This window comes from Martinezella sp. CNPSo 3732 (assembly GCF_057784515.1).
The window spans coordinates 539,378-560,197 of sequence record NZ_JBXSOO010000001.1; the positions used below are offsets into that span (position 1 = coordinate 539,378).

The window sequence follows — 20,820 nt, forward strand, 5'->3', positions numbered from 1 at the left end:
TGTGATGCGCTGTCAGAGAGCGTCGTTTTGCGGATGCCTCGGCTTTCCATGTCAGGCTCCGTCATTTATGACGGATTTGTGACAACACCTGTTTGGAGTGCCGAAAGTGAACTGGTTTCGTAGACTGATGCCGAGAGAAGACCGTTTTTTTGATCTTTTCTCTCGACATTCGCGCGCGGTCGTCAGCGCGGCGGAAGCTCTGAACGCTTTGCTGGCCGGCAAAAACACTGAGCAGCACTGCCAGCGTATCATTGAGCTCGAAAACGAGGCCGATGACATCACGCGCGAAGTTCTGCTTGCCACTCGGCGCAGCTTCATCACGCCGTTTGACCGTGGCGACATCAAGGATCTCATCATGTCAATGGACGATGCGATCGACATGATGCATAAGACGGTCAAGACGATCCGGCTGTTCGAGCAGGACAGTTTTGATCCTGGCATGCAGGAAATGGGCAAAGTGATCGTCGAGGCGGCAAAATTGGTAGCCGAGGCAATCCCTCTCCTTGATCGCATGAGTGCCAACTCGTCTCGCCTCAGCGCGCTCACCGAAGAGGTCGTAAAAGTCGAGGGGCGCTCCGATGAACTACACGATCAAGGTCTAAAAGATCTTTTTCGCCGGCATGGCGCCACCAACCCAATGGCCTACATCATCGGCAGCGAGATCTTCGGTGAATTGGAGAAGGTCGTCGACCGTTTCGAGGATGTCGCCAATGAAATCAGCGGCATCGTAATCGAGAACGTCTGATGGAGGCCACTCTCGCTTTCCCATTGCTGGTGTGCCTCATCGCGGTGGCATTGTTCTTCGATTTTTTGAATGGGCTGCACGATGCCGCCAATTCAATTGCCACCATCGTCTCGACAAGGGTCCTGCGACCGCAATATGCGGTGTTATGGGCCGCATTCTTCAATTTCATCGCTTTCCTGTTCTTCGGGCTCCACGTCGCCGAAACCCTCGGCACCGGCATTATCGATCCTAACATCGTCACGCCACAGGTCATCTTCGCCGCCCTGATGGGGGCGATCATATGGAATATCGTGACCTGGGTACTCGGCATTCCATCAAGCTCGTCGCATGCTCTGGTCGGCGGCCTCGTCGGTGCTGGCGTGGCGAAGATCGGCGTGGATGCCATTGTTTGGTCCGGCCTGCTGAAGACGGCCGGCGCCATCGTCATGTCGCCACTGCTTGGCTTCGTACTCGCGCTCTTCCTCGTCCTATGCGTGACATGGATATTCGTTCGCCAGACGCCTTTCGCCGTCGATAGCACCTTCCGCGTCCTGCAATTCGCCTCCGCCTCGCTCTATTCCCTTGGCCACGGCGGAAACGACGCCCAGAAGACGATGGGCATCATCGCCGTACTGCTCTACTCCCAAGGCCATACCGGAGCGGAGTTCCATGTGCCCCTGTGGGTCGTGTTATCCTGTCAGTCCGCGATGGCGCTGGGCACACTGTTTGGCGGCTGGCGGATCGTGCATACGATGGGCTCGAAGATCACCAGGCTCAATCCAATGCAGGGCTTTTGCGCTGAGACCGGTGGCGCCTTGACCTTGTTTGCCGCCACATGGCTTGGCATTCCGGTCTCAACGACGCATACGATCACAGGCGCAATCGTCGGCGTCGGTGCCGCGCGGCGGGTCTCGGCGGTTCGATGGGGATTGGCGAGCAATATCGTCGTCGCATGGATAATCACCCTGCCCGCGGCAGCCGCTATCTCGGCAATAGCCTACTGGATCACGAACTGGATGGGATAAAGCCGCTAGAGCGTTTCTGCTTTTCTCCGAATCGCGAAAACGCTCTATCCTTTTATTCTCTCGCAATTCCGGACGGAAAACCGCTTCGCACTTTTCCTGGAATTGCTCTAAGCCCTATTGCGTGACTGCGAGGTTCAGTCTCCTTCTTCGGCGGCATCGTCCTTCTGCTTGTTTTTCTCGGGAGACGGCTTCTCTCCCTTTTTCATGACTGGCGGGATGGCCGGCTTTTCCACCGCACCGGTCGCGCCCTCGGTCTCCTCATATTTCCCTGGTCGCGAGCGAGGGGGATCTGTCGTCTCTTCGTGCTTCTGCTTCTTCATGACAGCCCTTTCCCACGTGATCATCTGCTGGACGGAACTATTCCGCATTAAGATGGTTCCCACGCATCGCCTGGATGATCGAAAGAGTTGGCATTCCTGATCCCGAATAATCTCAGAGCCTGCAAAGGGATCGAACGACGTCGACAAGACGTTTCATGTCGGTTGGTTTGCCGAGATTGGGCGCCTCGGCCAAAACATCGTGCCGAGCAAGTTCTGCTGCATCGCTCGCACTGGCGAGGACGAACGGAACGTCCCATGACTTCAATAGCACGGCGACAGGTGTGACCTTCCCGCCGCCGAGAGTAACGTCCAGGACGGCAGCATCTGGACGTTGGTTCCTTAGCAGGTCGAGGGCTTGATCGACCGAACTCGCCGGTCCCAGGACCTTAAACCCGCTTCTGGTCAACACGCTTTCCAGCTCCATTGCGATAAAGAACTCGTCTTCAACCACAAGAACGATCCCAGGTGGAACATCGCCATTTTTAGGTTCGCTCATAAACGTTTCCAAGGGAGCTTGATGATGACAGCCAAACCTTTTGGATCGAAGTTAAGTTCCACCGTTCCGCCAAGATGTCGGCATGTGCCTTCGATCAAATCGGTACCGTACCCTCTTCGCCTCGGCGGTGCGACCGCAGGGCCGCCTATTTCGCGCCACTGGCATACCAAGTACGACTGGCTTTCCGGTCCATCCTCCAATGACCACTCGATACGCAACGCACCGTCTGGAACGGATAGTGCACCGTACTTCAACGCATTCGTTGTCAGCTCGTGGAACATCATGCTGATCGGTACGATCTTCGAACCTGGGATCTGGACGGCGGGTCCTTCGCAATGGAGACGATCCAGTCCAGGCTCACTGACCGACTGCCCCAACAGGGTTTTAAAGTCGCTTGCTTCATTGATGGCGGCGATCTCCTGAGCACGGAGAGTGACCTCAAGGCGCCCTAGGAAACGGTCGCGGTAGTCTACGCCGGTGAGATCTTCCGCATCCATCCGCATGGCAAGGGATCGCACGACCGCGAAAAGGTTCTTCATCCGATGGCGCGTTTCCGAAATGATGAAATCTTGCTCGGCCTCGTGCCGCTGTCTTTCGGTCACATCGTCGAAGAGGACAAGGATATTGGTGCTATTGTCATCCGGGTGCACAAGACGCCGTGCATCGACGAGGAATGTACGCTGGCCGATGGTTGGAAAATTATGCGCGACTTCGTACCCGATGACAGCAACTGCTTTTGGGATAACCGCGGCGATCAGCTGCCGAAGCTCGGCAATATCCCACTGACCGTTGCCGAGATCAAAGAAATTCTCCCCCAGAATATCGTCGCGCTCCACCTCGAAGGTTTTCAAGAATGCATTGTTTGCGGTTGCGACGCACAAGTTCTGATCAAGGACGACGATGGGCTGCGTCATCGTGTCGACCACGCCCTGCGCCTGGACATGTCCGGCTCGCAAGAGGCGGTATAGATCTTCCAGCATCATTCCCATTCCTCCAACAGACGCACCCAACATGTGTCGCAGGTTCTCTGCTAAAAGTAATGGCCGGCTGAGCACTGGCAAGACCCGCAACGAAGGCGATGCCGTCAAAGTAATTTGACCGCTTTTCCCGCTCTTCTTCGCCACGCGAGCCCTGGGATAGAGCCCGCCCTCTTTATTGAGCTCATCGACATGCCCTCGTTTAACCTGTTGCGGCCGAATCCATAGGGCCGAAGAAGTGTACGACTGTCTGGCAGGGTCAACCGTGAAAAGCTATGATCAAGATTCTTTCCACCTTTGACAGAACCCAAGCATATGCCTTTCAGATACTATGAAAGTCCTTGAGTCGGACCCACGTACTCCGCCAATAGGAACAAGTACGCCTTGGCGCGAAAAAGCGCTTCGTTGAAATTAGCCAATCAGATTATCAATGCGGATCGGGAGTCTGCGGATACGCTTGCCGGTGGCGTGGTAGACTGCACTGGCAATCGCGGCTGCCGTTCCGACATTGCCAAGTTCGCCAAGTCCCTTGACGCCCGCCGGATTGACGTCCCGATCGGTCTCCGACACAAGAATGACTTTTACGTCCTGGATGTCTGCATTCACCGGCACGAGATAGTCCTGCAGATCTCGATTGACAACGCAGGCATTGCGCCGGTCGAATTCGGTCGCTTCGTGAAGGGCCGACGAAATTCCCCAGATCATCCCGCCCATCAGCTGGCTGCGAGCCGTCCGCGTATTCATGATCCGGCCAGCGCCAAAGGCGCCGACGATCCGAGGGATGCGGATTTCCCGGGTTCTCCGATGAACGCGGATCTCGACGAATTCAGCGCCGAAGGCATATTTCACCTTCTTGCCCTGATCGCCGCTCACCATTTCCAGCTTGCCCTTGTAAAGGTTGGAAACGGCTTCTGCCGAAGCAGCGTCAGGACGAAATTCGCTATATTGCTCGATGACGCCGGCTCCCAACTGCTTCAAAGCGTCCTTGAGGCCCTGCGAGCTCTCGCCGATGACGAGCTTACCCTCTCGCAGCGTGATCGAGTTCGGATCGCGGCCTGCGAGTGGCCCGTCATTGGATGTCACCGCGGCATGGGCGAGCTTTTCGCGGATTTCTCCGCAAGCTTTGATGATCGCTGAAGAGACGCTGGCGGTAGTATTCGAGCCGCCTGCAACGGGCGCCGGCGGAAGCCGCGTATCGCCCATCTCGACTTCGACGGCGCTTACGTCGAGCCCCAATTGCTCCGCTGCAAGCTGGGCAGCAATCGTGCGTACCCCGGTGCCGATTTCATGGGAGGCGGTCTGGACCCGTGCCCGTCCATCGTCGGTCAGGGTGATGCGAACTGCGCAAGGCGCGATATTGGTCGGATAGATCGCCGTCGCGCAGCCCATGCCGACCAGCCAGTCGCCATCCCGCATGCTGCCCACATCCGGGTTGCGCTTCGACCAGCCAAATTCGCGGGCGGCCTCGTCGTAGCATTCCATCAGCGAGCGGCTGGAGAAGGGCCGACCTTCGATCGGCTCCTTCACGGCATCGTTGATGCGCCTGAACTCTATCGGATCCATGTTGAGAGCAACCGCCATCTCGTCCATGGCGCTTTCCAGTGCATAGACATAGGGTGTTTCCGGTGGGGACCGCATATAGCTCGGTGTCGGCCTGTCCGCCTTGACCAGAAAAACCTTGGTCAGTACCGATCCATAATCATACATGAGGCCGGTCGTCTTCGTCCCGCCGACCACATAGGGATCCGGACGGGACGTCACCTCCCAACCCTCGTGCTTTAGAGCAGTAATCTTGCCGTCGCGCGTCGCACCGATCTGGATATGGTGGCGCGTTTCGGCACGGTAGGTCTGTGTGGTGAAGGCCTGCGGTCGGGTAACGACACATCGCACCGGCCTGCCCAGCCTGCGTGCGGCAAACGCGATGATGGCCGTTCGCGGCGTGATCGGCCCCTTCGATCCGAAGGCACCGCCGATGTAGGGACTGACCACCCTCACTTGATCGGGTTTGATCTTCAGCTGCCGCGCGATCTCGACCTTCCAGCCGTAGACATTCTGGCTCGGTTCATGAACGACGAGTTCATCCCCTTGCCAATAAGCCGTCGTAGAAAACAGTTCGATCGGATTGTGATGCTGCGTCGGCATCTCGTATTCGGCGTCGATCTTGACGTCAGCGGCAGCAAAAGCGGCGTTGAAATCGCCCGCTTTGACGTCTTCCTTGAACTGCTTGCTCGCTTCTGCCGCAGCCACGGTTTCCGTGCCCTCCGACCCGAAGCTCGTGCTCGGCTTCTCCGCCTCATAGTCGGCGGTGATGCGCATGGCGCCTTCGCGGGCGGCCTCGATGGTCTCGGCCAAAACCAGCGCAATGATCTGGCCGTCATGCCAGATCTTCGTATCGTGGAGAGGTCCGATGGAAGTCGATCCTGATGCCCCGAATTCAGGTGCTTCCAGCTCATCTCGGATGGTCTCATGGGTAATGATGTCAATTACACCTGGCACGGCCCGCGCCTGGTCCAGATGCAGCGATGTCAAACGACCGCGCGCAACAGCACTCGTCACCAACATCGCATGTGCGAGATTGTTGACCGGAATGTCGGCGGGATAGGATGCCTTTCCCGTCACCTTCAGGTGGGCGTCGATCCGCGGCAGTGGCTCACCCATATTTTCCTTTGCAGGTGGTGCGGCTTCGTTCATGGTCATATCCTCATCTCCCGAACCTCAAGCAAGGTCCGCACCAATGTCTGTTTTCCAAGGTCGATCTTGAAGGCATTATGCCGGCGCGGCTGTGCGTTCACAAAAGCGGCCTGCGCTGCCAGTGAGGCGCTTTCCTCCGTGAGCGGCTTGTTCCGGAGTGCCTCCTCGGCCGCCGTGGCGCGCCAAGGAACGGTAGCCAACCCGCCAAGACCGATACGCGCATCGCGCACGATGTCTCCATCGAGGTCGATCGCGACGGCTATGGAAGCGAGAGCGAAGGCATAGGACTGGCGGTCGCGTATTTTGAGGTAACGAGATCGTGCAGCCCAGGCAGGAACATTCACGACGATCGCGGTAATGACCTCGCCCGGCCGCAGCGTCGTTTCGATATCCGGCCGATCGCCCGGCTGGCGGTGCAGTTCTGCAAAGCGGATACGGCGTTTGCCGGATTGCCCTGATATGTCGACCGAGGCATCGAGAGCAATCAGCGCCTGGGCAAAGTCTCCGTGATAGGTAGCTATACAGGAGTCGCTGGTTCCGAGCACCGCATGCTGCCGGTTGAAGCCTTCGATGGCTGCGCAGCCGGAGCCTGGATCACGCTTGTTGCAAGGCCATGAAATCTCGCGGAAATATTCGCAGCGCGTCCGCTGCAGCACATTGCCGCCAAGGCTGGCCATGTTGCGGATCTGCCGGCTGGCTGCAAGCTTCAGGCTTTCGGCAAGCATCGGGCACCTTCGGTTGATTTCCGGATTGTCCTCGACCTCGCTCATGCGGACCAGAGCCCCGAGACGAATGTCGGGATCACCGATCTCGATCGTTTTCAATGATCGATCGTTGATGCAGTTGATATCCACCAGATGCGACGGTCGATTGACCCCGAGCCGCATGTAATCGGACATGTTCGTGCCGCCCGCGATGAACTGTGACGATGCAGCGGTCGGCGGAATTTCCTTGGCTTCGTCCGCCTCTGCGATGGCGCTGCCGACATCGCGAACACTTTGATAGCTGAAAGGTAGCATCAGAGCTTCTCCATCTCATCGCGGGCCTGCCGCACGGCAGCGAGGATGTTGGGGTAAGCGGCGCATCGACAGATATTGCCGCTCATGTATTCGCGAATGTCGGCGTCGTTGCCGGCATGTCCCTCGTGCACGCAGGCAACTGCGGATAGGATCTGACCAGGCGTACAGTAACCGCATTGGAAGGCATCGTGGTCGATAAACGCCTGCTGCATCGGATGCAGATGTCCATCGGCCGACGAAAGACCTTCGATCGTGGTGATTTTGCGCCCGTCATTCATCGCCGCGAAACTCATACAGGACAACGTCCGCTTTCCATCGGTGAGCACCGTGCACGCTCCACATTGCCCGTGGTCGCAGCCCTTCTTTGTGCCCGTCAGGCCCGCATGGTCACGAAGGAGATCCAGAAGCGACGTGCGCGGGTCAACGCTGAACTGATAGGGTTGGCCGTTGATCTTCATCTTTACCGGGACCGTGGATTGCGTCGATGCTGCCGCGAGCCGCGCCTTTTCCTCCTTCGAGGCAGCACCGACTGAAATGGCCGTTGCAGACGTGATTGTCCCCGCCAAGAGTGTGCGCCTCGTAACCCCCGAGGCTGAGGCTTCTTCTGGATTAGACATCCGATACCCTTTCCGATGGCGATTTCAGCAGGAGGACCACACGGCCCGAAAGGCCGTCGTGAGCACGTCTAACCGTGAATTCGCCACAGGGTTCCCGGCGACTTCGCACGAGATCATCTCGCTCAGTCAATCGCCCTTGTTCTCCGCGTCAACAATATCATTGACCTTCCTATGGATATTGGCTCAAGACGCCGCCCAATCTCGGAGGTCGGCGACGAGGAGGTCCGGCACTTCCATGCTGACGAAATGCCCGCCGCGATCGTGTTCTCGCCAACGAACGATGTCCTAACCCTTTTCGACCCAGCTCAGTGGCGGCCGCGGATGACGCGGATGCATCCCAGCGCACATGAAAATCATTGTCCGACATCTACAGGAAACACTCAGCGGCTGTTGAAGTTCCGCATGAGAGACCTTCAGACTGCCGGGATGCAGCTGGTCAAGCAGCGGGCAGAATCTCCGTCGCAATGATGCGTAATCTCGCCGACGATGTGCGAAAGCGTCAAACGCCACCGATGTTGCGATCGCTGGCCCTCTGTGGGCGAAGCGGAAACTCCTCGATCGATGCCAGCATGTCATTCTTCTTCAGGAACCGCTCGAAGTTCTTCCTCACGGCGCTCAATGGAAACCGACCATCGACTGCATCTCTGCAGGCCCGCAGCATAACGACATGCGCGACGCCGCGTTTCTCCTCCGGCCATTCTTCAAGGAAATCAACGATGTCGTCGAGGCAGCATATTTCTTGAATGAAGTGCTTCCTTTTCACGAAAAGAGGGCGGTCAAACACGTACCTTATCATTGCTTCCTCCTTTGACCTGGCATGCTTATGTCCAAAAATTTAGAAAGCGCATTTTCCCCCGCAAGAGGTGAAGCTCGCAGCGAGCTTGGCCAGGACAGGATCAATGTCCCGAAGCATCGTCTATTCACCGAAGGGATAGGTTCCCGGCACGCCGCGATGGTGCTCAATCCCAAGCGGCTTCACTGCCTGCGTCTCATCGAACCAGACATAGGCATCGTCGGCTAAATTTACCTCCACCGGATCAGTTTGAGCCCGTGCCGATGAAGACTGCAATGAGCTTAACAGCGATCGACGTAGCGGTTTCCGTTGCGGTCGCGATAATAGCAACGGCCGGGCTGTCCTGCGACGTTCCCGATCAAGGCGCCGGATACCCCGCCCACGGCCGCACCGACGGCGGCGCCGCGAACATTCCCCGTTGCTACGCCGCCAACAACGGCGCCCGTGGCAGCGCCGATCCCGGCGCCTTGCTCCGTCGAAGTGCAAGCCGTGAGACACAACGCTGCACAGGTGGAAATGATAAACGTTTTCATTTGAACCTCCATTTCAGTTCGCTCCCAGATAGACTAATCTGCTTTTTGCCGTCATGGCTGCGCTAGGGCGAGCCGTATTGACTAAGTGATGTGATTTCACTTGCCACCGTTTTGCATGCGCACAAGCGATTGCGATGTCACTTTGCCTGAGACGACACCGCCCCTGTGGCCGGCGGAACCGGCTCGCCAGGATGAAGGGCAAAGGCGAAATAGACAGCGATGAGACAGGCAAGAACGAAAATCGTCGCGACGAAAATCATCATGCGGCGGCGTGCATCTGAGTGGTGGTTCATGTGGTCTCCTCGCGCGCTACTCACCCGTGCTTGTCTGCTCGGCATCTATCGCTGACAAAGATAGAACCATATCCGGCTGACAATGTTCCGAAGAGGCTTTTCAAGGGCGCGCATATCTCCATCGCTTGCCACGATCGCGCGTGATGATCCGCCGGCGAATGTTGCGTGTTTTTTCTCGCCCAACAGGGCTCGAACGCGACTAGACGAGCGCGCGGGTCCAGTAATCGAGGCCGAGAAAGCCGAGCAGGATCAGCAGCCAGAGACCGGCGGCAAGCGCGGCAATGCGGTTAAGCGGCGTCTGCTCGTTCAGATGCATATAGCGCCAATAGATCATTGCGGATTTGATCGCCGCGATCGAAAGGCTGACGACGAGGCCCACCGGCCCGCTCAGCACGAAGCTTGCCGCTACAGTAATGCTTAGCAAAACCAGCAAGATTGCCCAGATGACGACGAGAGGATTTGCAAGTGGCAGCATCTAAGGTTCATCTCGCAAGATAGAATACAGGATAGAGGAAGACCCAGATCACATCGACCAGGTGCCAATAGAGGCCAGCAGTAACGAGAACAATCGCCCGCTCCGGCAGCTTGATCGAGCCGAACGCCAAGCGAAACGATAGCGCGATCAGAAGCAAGATGCCGATGGACAGATGCACCGCATGTAGGCCGGTGGCGATGAGATAGAGATTCATGAAGAGATGCTGAACGTCGTCCGCATAGCGGGAATGCAAGCCCTCTATCGGGAGCAGCCCTTCGGTAAACTCCATGCGGTATTCGTAGGCTTTCATCGTAAGGAACGCCGAGCCGAGGGCGGCGGCTGCAACCAGCCAACGGGCCGTGATTTTGGCACGGCCCTCCTTAGCGCTCTCCACGCCCAAGGCGACGAAGAGGCTTGAAGTCAGCAGGATGGCAGTATTGAGCCCGCCAATCCCAAAATGCAGGGCATGGGAGGCGCGGACGACCTCGGGCGCATGCGCCAGACGCACAGCAGCGGCAACGCAGAACAAGCCGCCGAAGAGCATGATTTCGCTGCCGAGAAAGACGTACATCCCCATCATCGCTGCACGATGCTGCTGAAGGGGATCGGTGAATGGGTCGGTGACGGGCCTTGTGTCAGACATGTTCGTCCCTCATCTCGATCTCATAGTCGTAAGGTGGGCGATCGACGACGGGCAATGCCTCGAAATTATGCTTCGGCGGCGGCGAGGGCGTCGTCCATTCCAATCCGGTCGCATCCCAGGGGTTGTTGGGCGCCGGCTTGCCGCAGTGCATCGAATAGATGAGATAGATCAACGGCATGACATAGGCGACCCCAAGAACCGCAGCGCCGCCAGTTGAAATGACGTTCAGCACCTGAAACTCCGGCGGATAGACATGATAGCGCCTCGGCATTCCGAGATAGCCGAGCAGAAATTGCGGAAAAAATGTCAGGTTGAATCCAATGAAGAAGAAGATCGCCGTGACCCGCCCCCAGGCCAGCGAATACATGCGTCCGACGATCTTTGGCCACCAGTAATGCAGCGCGCCGAAGAAGGCCGATATCGTTCCGCCGACCATAATGTAATGGAAATGCGCGATCACGAAATAGGTGTCGTGCACATGGACATCGATTGCAAGCATGGCGAGCATCAGGCCCGTCAATCCGCCGAAAACGAAAAGGCCGATGAAGGTCATGGCGAAGAGAAACGGCGGATCGAGCGAGATGTGGCCTTTGAACAGCGTTGCCGTCCAGTTGTAAACCTTCACGCCGGAGGGAATCGCCACTGCGATGCTGAGGAAGGAAAAGGCCGCGCTCGCATAGAGCGATTGCCCCGAGACGAACATATGGTGGCCCCAGACGAAGAAGCCGAGGGCCGCGATCGCGATCGAAGAGCCGGCCACGAACTGATAGCCGAAGATCGGCTTATGGGCACCGGCGGCAACAAGTTCGCTAACTACCCCGAGGGCGGGCAGGACCATGATATAGACGGCCGGATGGCTGTAAAACCAGAAGAGATGCTGGAACAGCAGCGGATCGCCACCAATCGCCGGGTTGAATATGCCGAGCCCGAACAGCCGTTCCAGCGAAATGAGCACCAGCGTGATCGCCAGCACTGGCGTGGCCAGCACCAGGATCAGCGATGTCGCATAGATCGACCAGACGAAAAGCGGCAGCCTGCCCCATGTCATGCCGGGGCAGCGCAGAGTGTGAACCGTGACGATGAAGTTCAATCCCGTGAGGATCGAGGAAAAGCCGACGATGAACACAGCGCTTGCGGCCAGGATCACGTTGCCGTTGGCATACATCGTCGAAAGGGGCGTGTAAAATGTCCATCCCGTATCGACCCCGCCTGCGATCAGAACGAACACCGTAAACAACCCGGCGAGCATGTAGATATACCAGCTCAGCAGGTTCAGCTTGGGAAAAGCGAGATCCTTCGCGCCGATCATCAACGGGATCAGGAAATTGCCGAAGGTGTTGGGGATGGATGGGATGAGAAAGAACCATACCATGACCACACCATGGACCGTGAAGGCGCGATTGTAGCCTTCATTAGTCATTAGGTCTCCCGCCGGCGTCAGCAGATCGAGCCGGATCAGCGCGGCCGCGGCCGCACCGATGAAGAAGAAAAATGTGATGGAGAGGGTGTAGAGAACGCCGATCCGCTTATGGTCCGTCGTCAGCAGCCAAGACTTGAGACTATGCCCGGCGCGCAGGTAGCTGACGCGCTGCGCCACAGTCTCCGTCGAGCCGCCTCTACCGACATTTGCCTCTTCAAGCTTGGGATCAGCGACGCCGGTCATTGTGTCACCCCCGCCTGCTTCAGCGATTTGACATAGGCGACGAGCTTCATGACATCCTCCTCGCTCAGGACGTTTTGAAACGTCGGCATGATTGGCTGATAGCCGGCAACGACCTTCGATTGCGGTAGCAGAATGCTGTCGCGAATATATTGGTCATCGGCAGTGACGATCTCTCCCGATTGAAGCGGCACCGGATTGCCGTAGATGCCGGCCAAAGAGGGCGCTCGCACCGACGCTCCCGGATCGTGACAGCCGCTACAGCCACGGCTGCGAAAGAGCGTCGCCCCTTCCGCGGCAAGGCTAACGTCATTCGAGGACAGGGACAGCCATTTGGCATAGTCGGCGGGGTTCATGACGATAAAACTGCCGGTCATCTCGGAATGGTTGCTGCCGCAATATTGCGAGCAGGCAATGCGATAGGTGCCCGGCTTGTCGGCTACGAACCAGCTGGACGTATATCGCCCTGGCACCACATCCTGTTTGATGCGCAGAGCCGGGATGAAGAGGCTATGAATGACATCCTGCGACGCCATTATGAGCTTGATCGGCTGACCAGACGGTACATGCAGTTCGTTGATTTCGGCCTGTCCTTCGGGATGCTGGAATTTCCACATCCATTGCTTGGCAACGACGTCGACCTGCATGGCGTCGGCTGGCGGACGATAGAGCCTGGCGAAGAGATCCGTCGACCAGATATAAAAGCCGAGAAGGGCAACAAATGGGATGATAGTCCAGGAAAGCTCCAGTGGAATGTTGCGGTTCGGAGCATGCCTGCGATCGGCCTCCTTGCCGCGCCGATATTTGACGATGAAGACGAGGAGCAAGATGAATACGGGCGCCGACAGCGCCACGATCAGCACGGTGAAGGCAATGACGAGCAGGTCGATCTGGTGACTATAGGCCGACGCGCCGGACGGCCAGAGCGGAATGAAATTCATGGCGCCCTCCCCCCGGTCTCTTTCGACCGGCGGTCACGAACAAGCCCGAGAGCAAGCAGGCCGGCACCGACGATCACGGTGAGGCCGAATGCAAGGCGAAGCGCCATTAGAATGGGGGATGAGTATCGCCCGGTTAATGGATCATAGTGATAGCACAGTACCAGAAGCTGGTCACGCCAGCGGCCGATCCGGCCCTCGCCGGCCTCGGTGAGCGCCAGTTTCAGGTCTCGGCTCGTCGGCGCCAGACCGTAAAGCCAGCGGCTTAACCTCCCGTCCGGTGTCAAGACGGCAACGGCGGCATCGTGGGCATATTGGCCAATGTCGGGATCCCAGGCGTAACGATAACCGAGCGCTTCGGTCATGGCATGAATGGCGATCGCCTCGCCCGTCAGCGCATGCACGCCATTTTTCGCGAGGGAGGGGAAGCGGTGCTTCAACTGATCGATCGAGGCCGCAGCTTCTTTCGGGCCCTCACGCGCATCGATGCCGAAGGCAACAATCGTAAAGTCGGTGGCTGGTCGAAATGATTGCCCTTCAACGGCCTCCATCAGACCCGATAGGGTGACGCCACAAATATTGGGGCAATTATGCAGGACAGGCGCGAGAAGGATCGGCTTGCCGCCTCCGAGCTGCCGAAGAGTGACGAGGCGACCCGCCTCGTCACGGAAAGGCTGGTCGAGGGGGATGGAGGCATCCGGCTTCTGATCGATCCCTGTCGCCGTGAACGGATCGAAGGCCGCCGCGTGCGCCTCGCCGGCGCCGAGAAGCAAGGCAAGAGCCAGCGTGAATGCGGCCGTCCTCATTGCGTTTCCTCCCGCTCATCACGGTCCGGCCAGCCGCGCGTCGCCAGAATGGCCATGGCCCTGTTGATCGGAATATGCGCCGTCCCGGCCTTACGATCGATCCAGCCGTACCCCCCGGGACGCTGTTCCGCCTGCCGTTGAAGCAGATCGCGATTGACGGATGGTGACACTTCAAGGCGTGGGCCTGGCTCCGCTTGCCTGGACCCGAACCCCGTCTGCGGCGGGGCGGCGTTCGGCCTCATCCACCACAGAATGCCAAAGACAAGGAGAACAGAAAGACCCATGCCGAGGAAAAGACCAAACGTCACCCAAAGCACCAGCCGCGGCGAGACATCCTTCGGTTCGAATTGCGGCGACGCCTTCTGCCGCCGCGACTTTCTGGAAAGCGAGGCAGTCATCATGAAGCCTCCGCCGCCGTGGTCAGCCGGTGCACGACCTTGCTTGCGCGGGAAAGAATGGCAAGCGTGATCTGCGCAAGACCGCCAAGCGACAAGCCATAGGCTGCGATCGCATAGCCGAGATGCGACGTCAGCTGCGGCAGAATGAGCCACGCATATTCCAGCAAACGCCCCGCGAGGATGATCGATATCAGAACGATCAGCCATCGTCTGGATCGCCGGATCGGCGGAAAGAACAGAAGGAAAAGTGGCGTCAGATGCAGGAAGGCAATCGAGAGCTCGACCAAGGACCAGATGCCCGTGCCACGGCGCTGAAACCAGAGAGCGCCCTGAACCAGATTGCCCGACCAGATGATGAAATATTGCATGAACGCTAGATAGGCCCAGAAAAGGATGGCGGTGATCAAGAGCGCACCGAGCACGCTCGGTTTCGCGACACCACCCTCCCCCAAGCTTAGAAGCACCAGCAAGGCAAGCGCAGTCAACATCTGGCCGGTGAGGACATAAAGCGCGAAACCGGAGGAGTGGAAGTGCGGGTCGAGCGACATCAGCCAATCGGTCGCCAGGATTTCCTGCAGGAGGACGAAACCGATGAGTCCGCCGACCGCAACGGATAGAGATTGGCTGCGCAACAGTGCCTGCGCAAGCAGGTATGCGGCGGCGAGAATGAACAGGGTCCTGAGATCGAAGAATAGCGGCGTCAGGTAGATCGCCTTGAAGGGTTCGGATAGAGGCTGCCGCACCCATTCATAGACGAAGGACAGGCCGAACAGGATCGGCAGCCAGGCGATCAGCACAAGCGGCAGCAGCGATAGCGACGATCTCGCCGCGTGATCGAGATCATGCCGCCAGATCCCCGGAATGATGCGCATCATCATGACCAGACAAAGCGCACCGAGCGGGAGCGCGCTTACGAAGACCAGCGCGGAAAGCCAGCCGAGCAAGGCGGACGCAGGCGCGACCAGCACCAGGGCGAGAGCCGCGATGCAGAAGATGACGCCGCTCAGCGCCAACAAGCGGGTCGGCATGGCTTCGACCCGGCTCATGACCCCACCCTCTTCAGCTGCGCCTGATCCTCCGGCGGCAGGCCTGCGACGCTGGCGCCCTGGCTTAGCTGCAGCGCCCGGATATAGGCCGCGATCGCCCAGCGATCCCGTGGAGAAACGCGATCCGCATAGGAATACATCACGCCGTGGCCCTTGGAGATCACCTCGACGAAATAACGCGATGGCGCCTGTCGCAGTCGGTCGATGTGGAAACTCGGCGGATGGGGAAAGCCTCGCGCCGGCACCGTGCCATTGCCGTAGCCGGCAGCATCGTGACAGGGCGTGCAATAGATGCCGAATTCCTGCTGCCCGCGCCGGAGAAGCTCGATATTCATCGGGGGACGATCGGCAAGCGCCTGCGCATTCTGAAGATCGTCCCGTGCGATCGTTCCATCCGGCGGCGCCTGCAAGGCTTTGCCATCGGCAAAGAGCCGGCTCTTTTCGTAGGAATCATAGCGCGGCTGATGGTTCATGTCGTCGCAGCCGGCAAGCAGAAGCATCGGCGCAAGAATGAGAAGGCGGCACCTCATTCCGGTTGCTCCGTATGCTCGACGGCTTCCACGCTGACCGGATCGAGCATGTCGAGGAAGGTGCGGGTGCGCTTCGGATGGAAGCGCTCGTCGTTACTCAGAATGATGAGAAAGAACTTGTCGGACTGCCCGAGCTGAAACGCCTCTATGTCGAAAAGCGGATGATGCAGCCGCGGCAAGCGATTCAGAAGCAACATGCCGAAAATTGCCGAAAGCACGGCAAAAAGAACCGTGAGTTCGAAGGTGATGAGCATGAAGGACTGCCAGGGATAGAGCGGACGACCGCCGATTTCGATCGGATAGGCGTAGTTGGTGTAGAATTGCAGCCCGTAGCCGAGCGCTGCGCCGAAGATACCGCCTGCCAAAGTCAGCCACGGCACGATGTTCTCCTTAAAGCCGAGCGCCTCCGTCAGTTCTTCAACAGGATAGGGCGAGTATGCTTCCATGACGATAAAGCCCGCCTTCCGCGCGTGTTTCACCGCCTCGATCAGACGCTCTGGCCTGTCGAATTCGGCCAGCAGCCCAAACAGATCTCCTCCGGGACGCGGCTCACGCATGCCTCAAATCCCCCGTCTCGCGTAAAGCTTCCTCCACTTCAAACGTGGAGATGACAGGCAGGAAGCGCACGAAGAGAAGGAACGGTGTCAGGAAGACACCGAGCATTCCCGCATAAAGGCCCCATTCCCATATGCTGGGATGATATTCGCCCCAGGAGGAAACCAGATAGTCGCGATATAGCGACGTCGTCAGCAACATATAGCGCTCGAACCACATGCCGATCGTGACGGACAGGCCGATCAGAAAGAGCATGAGCGGCTGGCGTCTGACGCTTTCGAGCCACAATAGCTGCAGCGGTAGGAAATTCAGAATGACGGCGCCCCAATAGCTGAAGGCATAGGCGCCGACCAGGCGGTCCGTCAGGGTTCCCACATCCTGCAATTCGCCGCCGTAAAGGCTGTCGAACACTTCTGCGACATAGCCGTAGGCCGTCATCAGGCCGGTTGCGAGCAGGAAGCGTCCGAGCAGGTCGAGATGGCGGTCGGTGACCAGCATGCCGAGACCGAGGGCGTGGCGCAGTACGACCGCGATCATGGCGACGACGGCGAAACCGGAAAAGGCGGCCCCCAGCACGAAATAGGGCGGGAAGACCGTGGAGGTCCAACCCGGTATCGGCCCGGCGGCAAAGAGAAGCGAAATTTCCGAATGAACCGAGACCACCAGCGGAACGGCAATCGCCGCCGTCAGCCTGTAGGCCTGGTTCCATCGTGCCCAGTGCCGGGCAGACCCCCGCCAGCCGAGCGCCGCAAGCCCATAAATCACCTGCTGCCAGCGTCGCTTGGCGCGGTCGCGCACTGCCGCGAGATCGGGAATAATACCGATATACCAAAACAGTATGGAAACAGTGAGATAGGTCAGGACGGCGAAGAAATCCCAGCTCAGCGGGCTTTTGAACTGCGGCGAAATCGTCATCGTATTGGGATAGGGCGCGATCCAGTAGAAGAACCATGGCCGGCCAAGATGCAGGATCGGATAGAGCCCGGCGCAGATGACGGCAAACAGCGTCATCGCTTCGGCAAAGCGGTTGAGCGAATTGCGCCAGTGAGCACCCAATAGAAGCAGCATTGCCGAGATCAACGTCCCGGCGTGCCCGATGCCGAGGAACCAGATGTAGTTGGCAATCGCCAGACCCCAATTGACGGGGATATTGTTGCCCCAGACGCCGACACCGGAAATGAGAAGCACCGTCGCCGAAACCGCAAAGGATAAAAGCAGGAGCAGGGAAAATGCGAAGCATATCCACCATGCGCGAGGCGCCGGATATTTCAACGGGATCCGCGTGATCCGCTCCGCGGCTGCAGCGTCCCGTTTGCGAATTTTCTCGCTCATCCCGCCGCCTCCGTCTTTCCGAGGGACGGATCTTCGATCCGGGCGAGATAGGTCGTTCGCGGCCGGGTGTTCGCTTCCTCGAGCAGGCTATAGTCACGGAAACCGGCCTTGAGCCGACTGACGCCGGAATTGGGGTCTGCAACATTGCCGAAGGTAATCGCCTGTGTCGGACAGGCTTGCTGGCAGGCTGTAACGATCTCGCCATCGCGGATCGGCCGGCCCTCCTTGTCGGCCACGATCCGTGCCTCGGCGATACGCTGGACGCAATAGGTGCATTTTTCCATGACGCCGCGGCTGCGCACCGTCACATCCGGATTGCGCATGGCTTTGACCGACTCCGCATCGTCACTGGTGAAGTCGAACCAATTGAAACGGCGCACCTTATAGGGACAGTAGGAAGAGCAGGTTCGTGTGCCGATGCAGCGATTATAGACCTGCAGGTTCAGGCCATCGATGCTATGGACCGCAGCATTGACGGGGCAGCCCATCTCGCAGGGCGCCTGCTCGCAATGCATACAGGGGACCGGCTGAAAATAGGACTTCGCCGCCGTCACATCCCCTTCACGGTAATGATCGATCCGCAACCAATGCATTTGCCGTCCTTCGGCGACAAGCTCCTTGCCGACCACCGGAATATTGTTTTCAGCCTGGCAGGCGGTCACGCAGGCATTGCAGCCGATGCAAAGATCGAGATCGATCGACATGCCCCAGGACGGATCCGATATCGGCCTGTCCGGGTAGAGCGATGGCGGCTTTTGCTTGTGATCCGGCCGGGACTGCGGGCCGAGCTGGCCGATCTCCACCGTCCGGATGAAATCGAAACCGTCGATCGCCTGGTGTAATTGCGTCGTTGCCACCTGCAACATTTTGCCCGTTGGCTCGATTGCAACACCGGTGATGTACCAAGGATCCGTTGATCGCCGCAGACCGTAGGCGTCATAGCCGAGACCGGCAGCTATGGAATCCTTCAGCTTGCGTCCATAACCGAGCGTAATGGTGATCGTATTGGCTTCCTGGCCCGGCATGATCCAGACCGGCCCTTGGATAGAAGCGTTTCCCGCCGTCAATCTGACTTCGGCGCCGTTTTCCAGCTGCCGTTCTGATGCGAGTTGCGGGCTGACAAGGATCACGTTACCCCATGTGATCTTGGTCAGAGGCCGTGGCGTCTCCTGCGCCCAGGCATTTTCCGAGAGCGTGCCATCCCAGACACCGGCATCCGGACGGATGACCAGCGACAGGCCGGAAGAGGCATCCGGCGCAGCTTGCGGGACCGCGCGGTTCAGCACGGTGGGGATGAGCGACAGTGCGGCACTGCCCGAAACGAAGCCGCGATAAAGGGCGTCGCGCCAGCGCTCGTCGAACTCCCCAGCCCAGGCCGCGCGCCAGGTCTGCTGCACCAGATCTCTATCGCTCGACGTGCGGCCCATCAGTGTTTCAAGCACGACATGCGCTGCACGCACCGCGTAGAACGGCCGGACCAACGGCTGGATCAATGTCACGCTGCCGTCGACAGCGCGCGCGTCACTCCAGCTTTCAAGATCATGCTGAAGCGGCACATGCCAATGCGAAAGAGAAGCGGTTTCATCGACATAGAGCCCGGCGTGAATGCGGAGCTTCACTTTCTGCAAAGCATCGCGGAAGGCGAGATCGGCCGGCACAAAATAGGCGGGATCGGTACCGACGACCACAAGTGTCGACACCTTGCCGGCGTTCATGTCGGTGGTCAGAATGTCGAGCGATCGCGAGCCGTCCGGCGCTTGTGCATTGACCGGCTCCGAGAACCGAAGCGTGTTTCCGAGACTTCCCAATCTCTCATTCATCAGCAAAGCAAGTGCCTGAAGATCGTCTCCATGATGGGCGCCGATCAGTAGCAAGCCATTGGCCTTGGATGCTTGAAGTGCGGATGAGGCAGCCATCACCCATTGCCGCTCGTGGTCAGCGAAGCTGACATCCCCCAAACCCGTGAGACCGATCTGGGCGGCTATGGCGCGCAGCAGGCGATCCATTCCCGAATGTGAGGCGACAAGGTGCATATCGGCAACCGCCCCAGTGGCCGAAGGTGTCGGTTCGGCCACGAATAGCCGGCTCGCGCCCCGCATGTGTTGGCGCATCCGCCGGCGATCGGCAAAGGCACGGGCATATGGCGTCTGCCACGGACCGGGGCCGAGGAAATCGTCATCGAGGCTGACGATGGTCTCGGCGGCAGCGAATGCCGGCTGAAGCTCCAGAGGACGACCGAAAATGTGCTGCGTGGCGTTCAATCGCGCCGTGTTGGGCAATGGATCGCAGATATGCCAGCGTGCCTTTGGCCACCGCTGCATCATCGCCTCGATCTGGCGGCGCAGGGTCGGCGAACTGAAAGGTGCGGTCAGCAGCCGGAACCCCTCCCCTTCAGTGTTGTCCAGCTCATCAGCTTTCGCCGCCATCTCGGCATCGAATGCGTCCCAATCGGCGGGCTTGCCCAGATGAAGCGGTGTTTGCGAGCGACCGGGATCGTAGAGACCGAGGAGTGAGGCCTGCGTGAAGGCATCGGTGGCGCCGCCCGATACGGGGTGATCGGGATTGCCTTCCAGCTTGACCGGTCTGCCGGTGAAGGTCTTGCCGAGGACAGGCTGCGCATAGCCGTCAAAGGTCACGGCAGTCGCAAACCATTTGGCAACTCCAACAGTCACGCCCTCCGGGGCTTCGACATAGGGAAGCGCCTCCTCGTCCTCTTCGCCCTTGCAAGCCGAAAGCCCGGAGAGCGCAAGCGATGCTGCCATGATCTTGAGAAGTGTGCGGCGGTCGAACGTGATACCGTTTCTGTGCATCATCGGAAATTCGCGCCTGGAAAACCGGTGAAACTCCTCGGTATCGGCAAGCTCCTCCAATGCCCGCCAGAAATGCCTCCCCGTCTTGCCGACTAGCCGCTCGCGAACCGTGTCTTTTTGAACCGGACGAACTATCATC

At 58.8% G+C, this 20,820-nt stretch carries 22 protein-coding genes; 2 read left to right on the forward strand and 20 right to left on the reverse strand.

Going from position 1 to position 20,820, the window contains the following annotated elements:
- Positions 1-127 precede the first annotated feature (127 nt).
- Together AC13RM_RS02415 and AC13RM_RS02420 are read left to right on the forward strand one after the other, a co-directional pair.
- Positions 128-745 carry a DUF47 family protein gene (locus AC13RM_RS02415; protein ID WP_285172644.1) on the forward strand — a complete coding sequence of 206 codons (618 nt, stop codon included), beginning with the start codon at positions 128-130 and terminating at the stop codon, positions 743-745.
- Positions 745-1,749: an inorganic phosphate transporter gene (locus tag AC13RM_RS02420; RefSeq protein ID WP_374817566.1), complete on the forward strand. Its 1,005-nt coding sequence runs from the start codon at positions 745-747 to the stop codon at positions 1,747-1,749. The genes AC13RM_RS02415 and AC13RM_RS02420 overlap by 1 nt, the downstream gene beginning before the upstream one ends.
- A 134-nt stretch (positions 1,750-1,883) precedes the next feature.
- Here AC13RM_RS02420 and AC13RM_RS02425 read toward each other — a convergent pair whose 3' ends face one another.
- From AC13RM_RS02425 to AC13RM_RS02520, 20 genes are all read right to left on the reverse strand, one after another.
- Complete coding sequence (locus AC13RM_RS02425) at positions 1,884-2,069, reverse strand: hypothetical protein (protein WP_374817568.1); 186 nt, start codon at positions 2,067-2,069, stop codon at positions 1,884-1,886.
- Between the two features lie 112 nt (positions 2,070-2,181).
- Positions 2,182-2,565 carry a response regulator gene (locus AC13RM_RS02430; protein WP_374817570.1) on the reverse strand — a complete coding sequence of 128 codons (384 nt, stop codon included), beginning with the start codon at positions 2,563-2,565 and terminating at the stop codon, positions 2,182-2,184.
- Positions 2,562-3,548: a PAS domain-containing protein gene (locus AC13RM_RS02435; protein WP_374817572.1), complete on the reverse strand. Its 987-nt coding sequence runs from the start codon at positions 3,546-3,548 to the stop codon at positions 2,562-2,564. The genes AC13RM_RS02430 and AC13RM_RS02435 overlap by 4 nt, the downstream gene beginning before the upstream one ends.
- Before the next feature lie 405 nt (positions 3,549-3,953).
- On the reverse strand, positions 3,954-6,233 hold the full coding sequence (locus AC13RM_RS02440; RefSeq protein ID WP_488554658.1) for a xanthine dehydrogenase family protein molybdopterin-binding subunit: 2,280 nt from the start codon (positions 6,231-6,233) through the stop codon (positions 3,954-3,956).
- Between the two features lie 2 nt (positions 6,234-6,235).
- On the reverse strand, positions 6,236-7,252 hold the full coding sequence (locus AC13RM_RS02445; RefSeq protein ID WP_374817574.1) for an FAD binding domain-containing protein: 1,017 nt from the start codon (positions 7,250-7,252) through the stop codon (positions 6,236-6,238).
- Complete coding sequence (locus AC13RM_RS02450; RefSeq protein WP_374817577.1) at positions 7,252-7,818, reverse strand: (2Fe-2S)-binding protein; 567 nt, start codon at positions 7,816-7,818, stop codon at positions 7,252-7,254. Before AC13RM_RS02450 ends, AC13RM_RS02445 begins: the two co-directional genes overlap by 1 nt.
- A gap of 550 nt (positions 7,819-8,368) precedes the next feature.
- Positions 8,369-8,665, reverse strand: coding sequence for a DUF982 domain-containing protein (locus AC13RM_RS02455; RefSeq protein ID WP_374817579.1), 297 nt, complete (start codon positions 8,663-8,665; stop codon positions 8,369-8,371).
- 278 nt (positions 8,666-8,943) lie between these two features.
- Entirely contained in the window at positions 8,944-9,195 is a 252-nt protein-coding gene (locus AC13RM_RS02460; protein WP_374817581.1) for a YMGG-like glycine zipper-containing protein, read from the reverse strand.
- A gap of 137 nt (positions 9,196-9,332) precedes the next feature.
- Entirely contained in the window at positions 9,333-9,488 is a 156-nt protein-coding gene (locus tag AC13RM_RS02465) for a hypothetical protein (RefSeq protein ID WP_374817583.1), read from the reverse strand.
- Positions 9,489-9,687: 199 nt separating this feature from the next.
- Entirely contained in the window at positions 9,688-9,963 is a 276-nt protein-coding gene (locus AC13RM_RS02470; RefSeq protein WP_374817585.1) for a cytochrome C oxidase subunit IV family protein, read from the reverse strand.
- A gap of 7 nt (positions 9,964-9,970) precedes the next feature.
- Positions 9,971-10,606: a cytochrome c oxidase subunit 3 gene (locus AC13RM_RS02475; RefSeq protein WP_374817587.1), complete on the reverse strand. Its 636-nt coding sequence runs from the start codon at positions 10,604-10,606 to the stop codon at positions 9,971-9,973.
- Positions 10,599-12,269 carry a cytochrome c oxidase subunit I gene (locus AC13RM_RS02480; RefSeq protein WP_374817589.1) on the reverse strand — a complete coding sequence of 557 codons (1,671 nt, stop codon included), beginning with the start codon at positions 12,267-12,269 and terminating at the stop codon, positions 10,599-10,601. The genes AC13RM_RS02475 and AC13RM_RS02480 overlap by 8 nt, the downstream gene beginning before the upstream one ends.
- Complete coding sequence (coxB, locus tag AC13RM_RS02485; protein WP_374817591.1) at positions 12,266-13,207, reverse strand: cytochrome c oxidase subunit II; 942 nt, start codon at positions 13,205-13,207, stop codon at positions 12,266-12,268. The genes AC13RM_RS02480 and coxB overlap by 4 nt, the downstream gene beginning before the upstream one ends.
- Complete coding sequence (locus AC13RM_RS02490; protein ID WP_374817593.1) at positions 13,204-14,010, reverse strand: SCO family protein; 807 nt, start codon at positions 14,008-14,010, stop codon at positions 13,204-13,206. Before AC13RM_RS02490 ends, coxB begins: the two co-directional genes overlap by 4 nt.
- On the reverse strand, positions 14,007-14,411 hold the full coding sequence (locus AC13RM_RS02495; RefSeq protein ID WP_374817595.1) for a hypothetical protein: 405 nt from the start codon (positions 14,409-14,411) through the stop codon (positions 14,007-14,009). Before AC13RM_RS02495 ends, AC13RM_RS02490 begins: the two co-directional genes overlap by 4 nt.
- Positions 14,408-15,454: a hypothetical protein gene (locus AC13RM_RS02500; RefSeq protein WP_374817597.1), complete on the reverse strand. Its 1,047-nt coding sequence runs from the start codon at positions 15,452-15,454 to the stop codon at positions 14,408-14,410. Before AC13RM_RS02500 ends, AC13RM_RS02495 begins: the two co-directional genes overlap by 4 nt.
- Positions 15,451-15,984 (reverse strand): c-type cytochrome, encoded by a 534-nt coding sequence (locus AC13RM_RS02505; RefSeq protein WP_374817599.1) that lies wholly within the window; start codon positions 15,982-15,984, stop codon positions 15,451-15,453. Before AC13RM_RS02505 ends, AC13RM_RS02500 begins: the two co-directional genes overlap by 4 nt.
- Complete coding sequence (locus tag AC13RM_RS02510; RefSeq protein WP_374817601.1) at positions 15,981-16,541, reverse strand: DUF3341 domain-containing protein; 561 nt, start codon at positions 16,539-16,541, stop codon at positions 15,981-15,983. The genes AC13RM_RS02505 and AC13RM_RS02510 overlap by 4 nt, the downstream gene beginning before the upstream one ends.
- Positions 16,534-17,871, reverse strand: coding sequence for an NrfD/PsrC family molybdoenzyme membrane anchor subunit (nrfD, locus tag AC13RM_RS02515; RefSeq protein ID WP_374817603.1), 1,338 nt, complete (start codon positions 17,869-17,871; stop codon positions 16,534-16,536). Before nrfD ends, AC13RM_RS02510 begins: the two co-directional genes overlap by 8 nt.
- A complete protein-coding gene (locus AC13RM_RS02520; RefSeq protein ID WP_374817606.1) occupies positions 17,868-20,819 on the reverse strand; it encodes a TAT-variant-translocated molybdopterin oxidoreductase in 2,952 nt (983 codons plus the stop codon). The genes nrfD and AC13RM_RS02520 overlap by 4 nt, the downstream gene beginning before the upstream one ends.
- Position 20,820 lies beyond the last annotated feature (1 nt).

Bases quoted from the DNA above. Each gene is read 5' to 3' on its own strand.
- AC13RM_RS02435 (WP_374817572.1), bottom strand. From the start codon at position 3,548: ATGATGCTGGAAGATCTATACCGCCTCTTGCGAGCCGGACATGTCCAG.
- AC13RM_RS02415 (WP_285172644.1), top strand. From the start codon at position 128: ATGCCGAGAGAAGACCGTTTTTTTGATCTTTTCTCTCGACATTCGCGC.
- AC13RM_RS02465 (WP_374817583.1), bottom strand. From the start codon at position 9,488: ATGAACCACCACTCAGATGCACGCCGCCGCATGATGATTTTCGTCGCG.
- AC13RM_RS02420 (WP_374817566.1), top strand. From the start codon at position 745: ATGGAGGCCACTCTCGCTTTCCCATTGCTGGTGTGCCTCATCGCGGTG.
- AC13RM_RS02470 (WP_374817585.1), bottom strand. From the start codon at position 9,963: ATGCTGCCACTTGCAAATCCTCTCGTCGTCATCTGGGCAATCTTGCTG.
- coxB (WP_374817591.1), bottom strand. From the start codon at position 13,207: ATGAATTTCATTCCGCTCTGGCCGTCCGGCGCGTCGGCCTATAGTCAC.
- AC13RM_RS02490 (WP_374817593.1), bottom strand. From the start codon at position 14,010: ATGAGGACGGCCGCATTCACGCTGGCTCTTGCCTTGCTTCTCGGCGCC.
- AC13RM_RS02480 (WP_374817589.1), bottom strand. From the start codon at position 12,269: ATGACCGGCGTCGCTGATCCCAAGCTTGAAGAGGCAAATGTCGGTAGA.
- nrfD (WP_374817603.1), bottom strand. From the start codon at position 17,871: ATGAGCGAGAAAATTCGCAAACGGGACGCTGCAGCCGCGGAGCGGATC.
- AC13RM_RS02455 (WP_374817579.1), bottom strand. From the start codon at position 8,665: ATGATAAGGTACGTGTTTGACCGCCCTCTTTTCGTGAAAAGGAAGCAC.
- AC13RM_RS02500 (WP_374817597.1), bottom strand. From the start codon at position 15,454: ATGAGCCGGGTCGAAGCCATGCCGACCCGCTTGTTGGCGCTGAGCGGC.
- AC13RM_RS02445 (WP_374817574.1), bottom strand. From the start codon at position 7,252: ATGCTACCTTTCAGCTATCAAAGTGTTCGCGATGTCGGCAGCGCCATC.
- AC13RM_RS02430 (WP_374817570.1), bottom strand. From the start codon at position 2,565: ATGAGCGAACCTAAAAATGGCGATGTTCCACCTGGGATCGTTCTTGTG.
- AC13RM_RS02510 (WP_374817601.1), bottom strand. From the start codon at position 16,541: ATGCGTGAGCCGCGTCCCGGAGGAGATCTGTTTGGGCTGCTGGCCGAA.
- AC13RM_RS02495 (WP_374817595.1), bottom strand. From the start codon at position 14,411: ATGATGACTGCCTCGCTTTCCAGAAAGTCGCGGCGGCAGAAGGCGTCG.
- AC13RM_RS02425 (WP_374817568.1), bottom strand. From the start codon at position 2,069: ATGAAGAAGCAGAAGCACGAAGAGACGACAGATCCCCCTCGCTCGCGA.
- AC13RM_RS02505 (WP_374817599.1), bottom strand. From the start codon at position 15,984: ATGAGGTGCCGCCTTCTCATTCTTGCGCCGATGCTTCTGCTTGCCGGC.
- AC13RM_RS02440 (WP_488554658.1), bottom strand. From the start codon at position 6,233: ATGAACGAAGCCGCACCACCTGCAAAGGAAAATATGGGTGAGCCACTG.
- AC13RM_RS02520 (WP_374817606.1), bottom strand. From the start codon at position 20,819: ATGATAGTTCGTCCGGTTCAAAAAGACACGGTTCGCGAGCGGCTAGTC.
- AC13RM_RS02475 (WP_374817587.1), bottom strand. From the start codon at position 10,606: ATGTCTGACACAAGGCCCGTCACCGACCCATTCACCGATCCCCTTCAG.
- AC13RM_RS02460 (WP_374817581.1), bottom strand. From the start codon at position 9,195: ATGAAAACGTTTATCATTTCCACCTGTGCAGCGTTGTGTCTCACGGCT.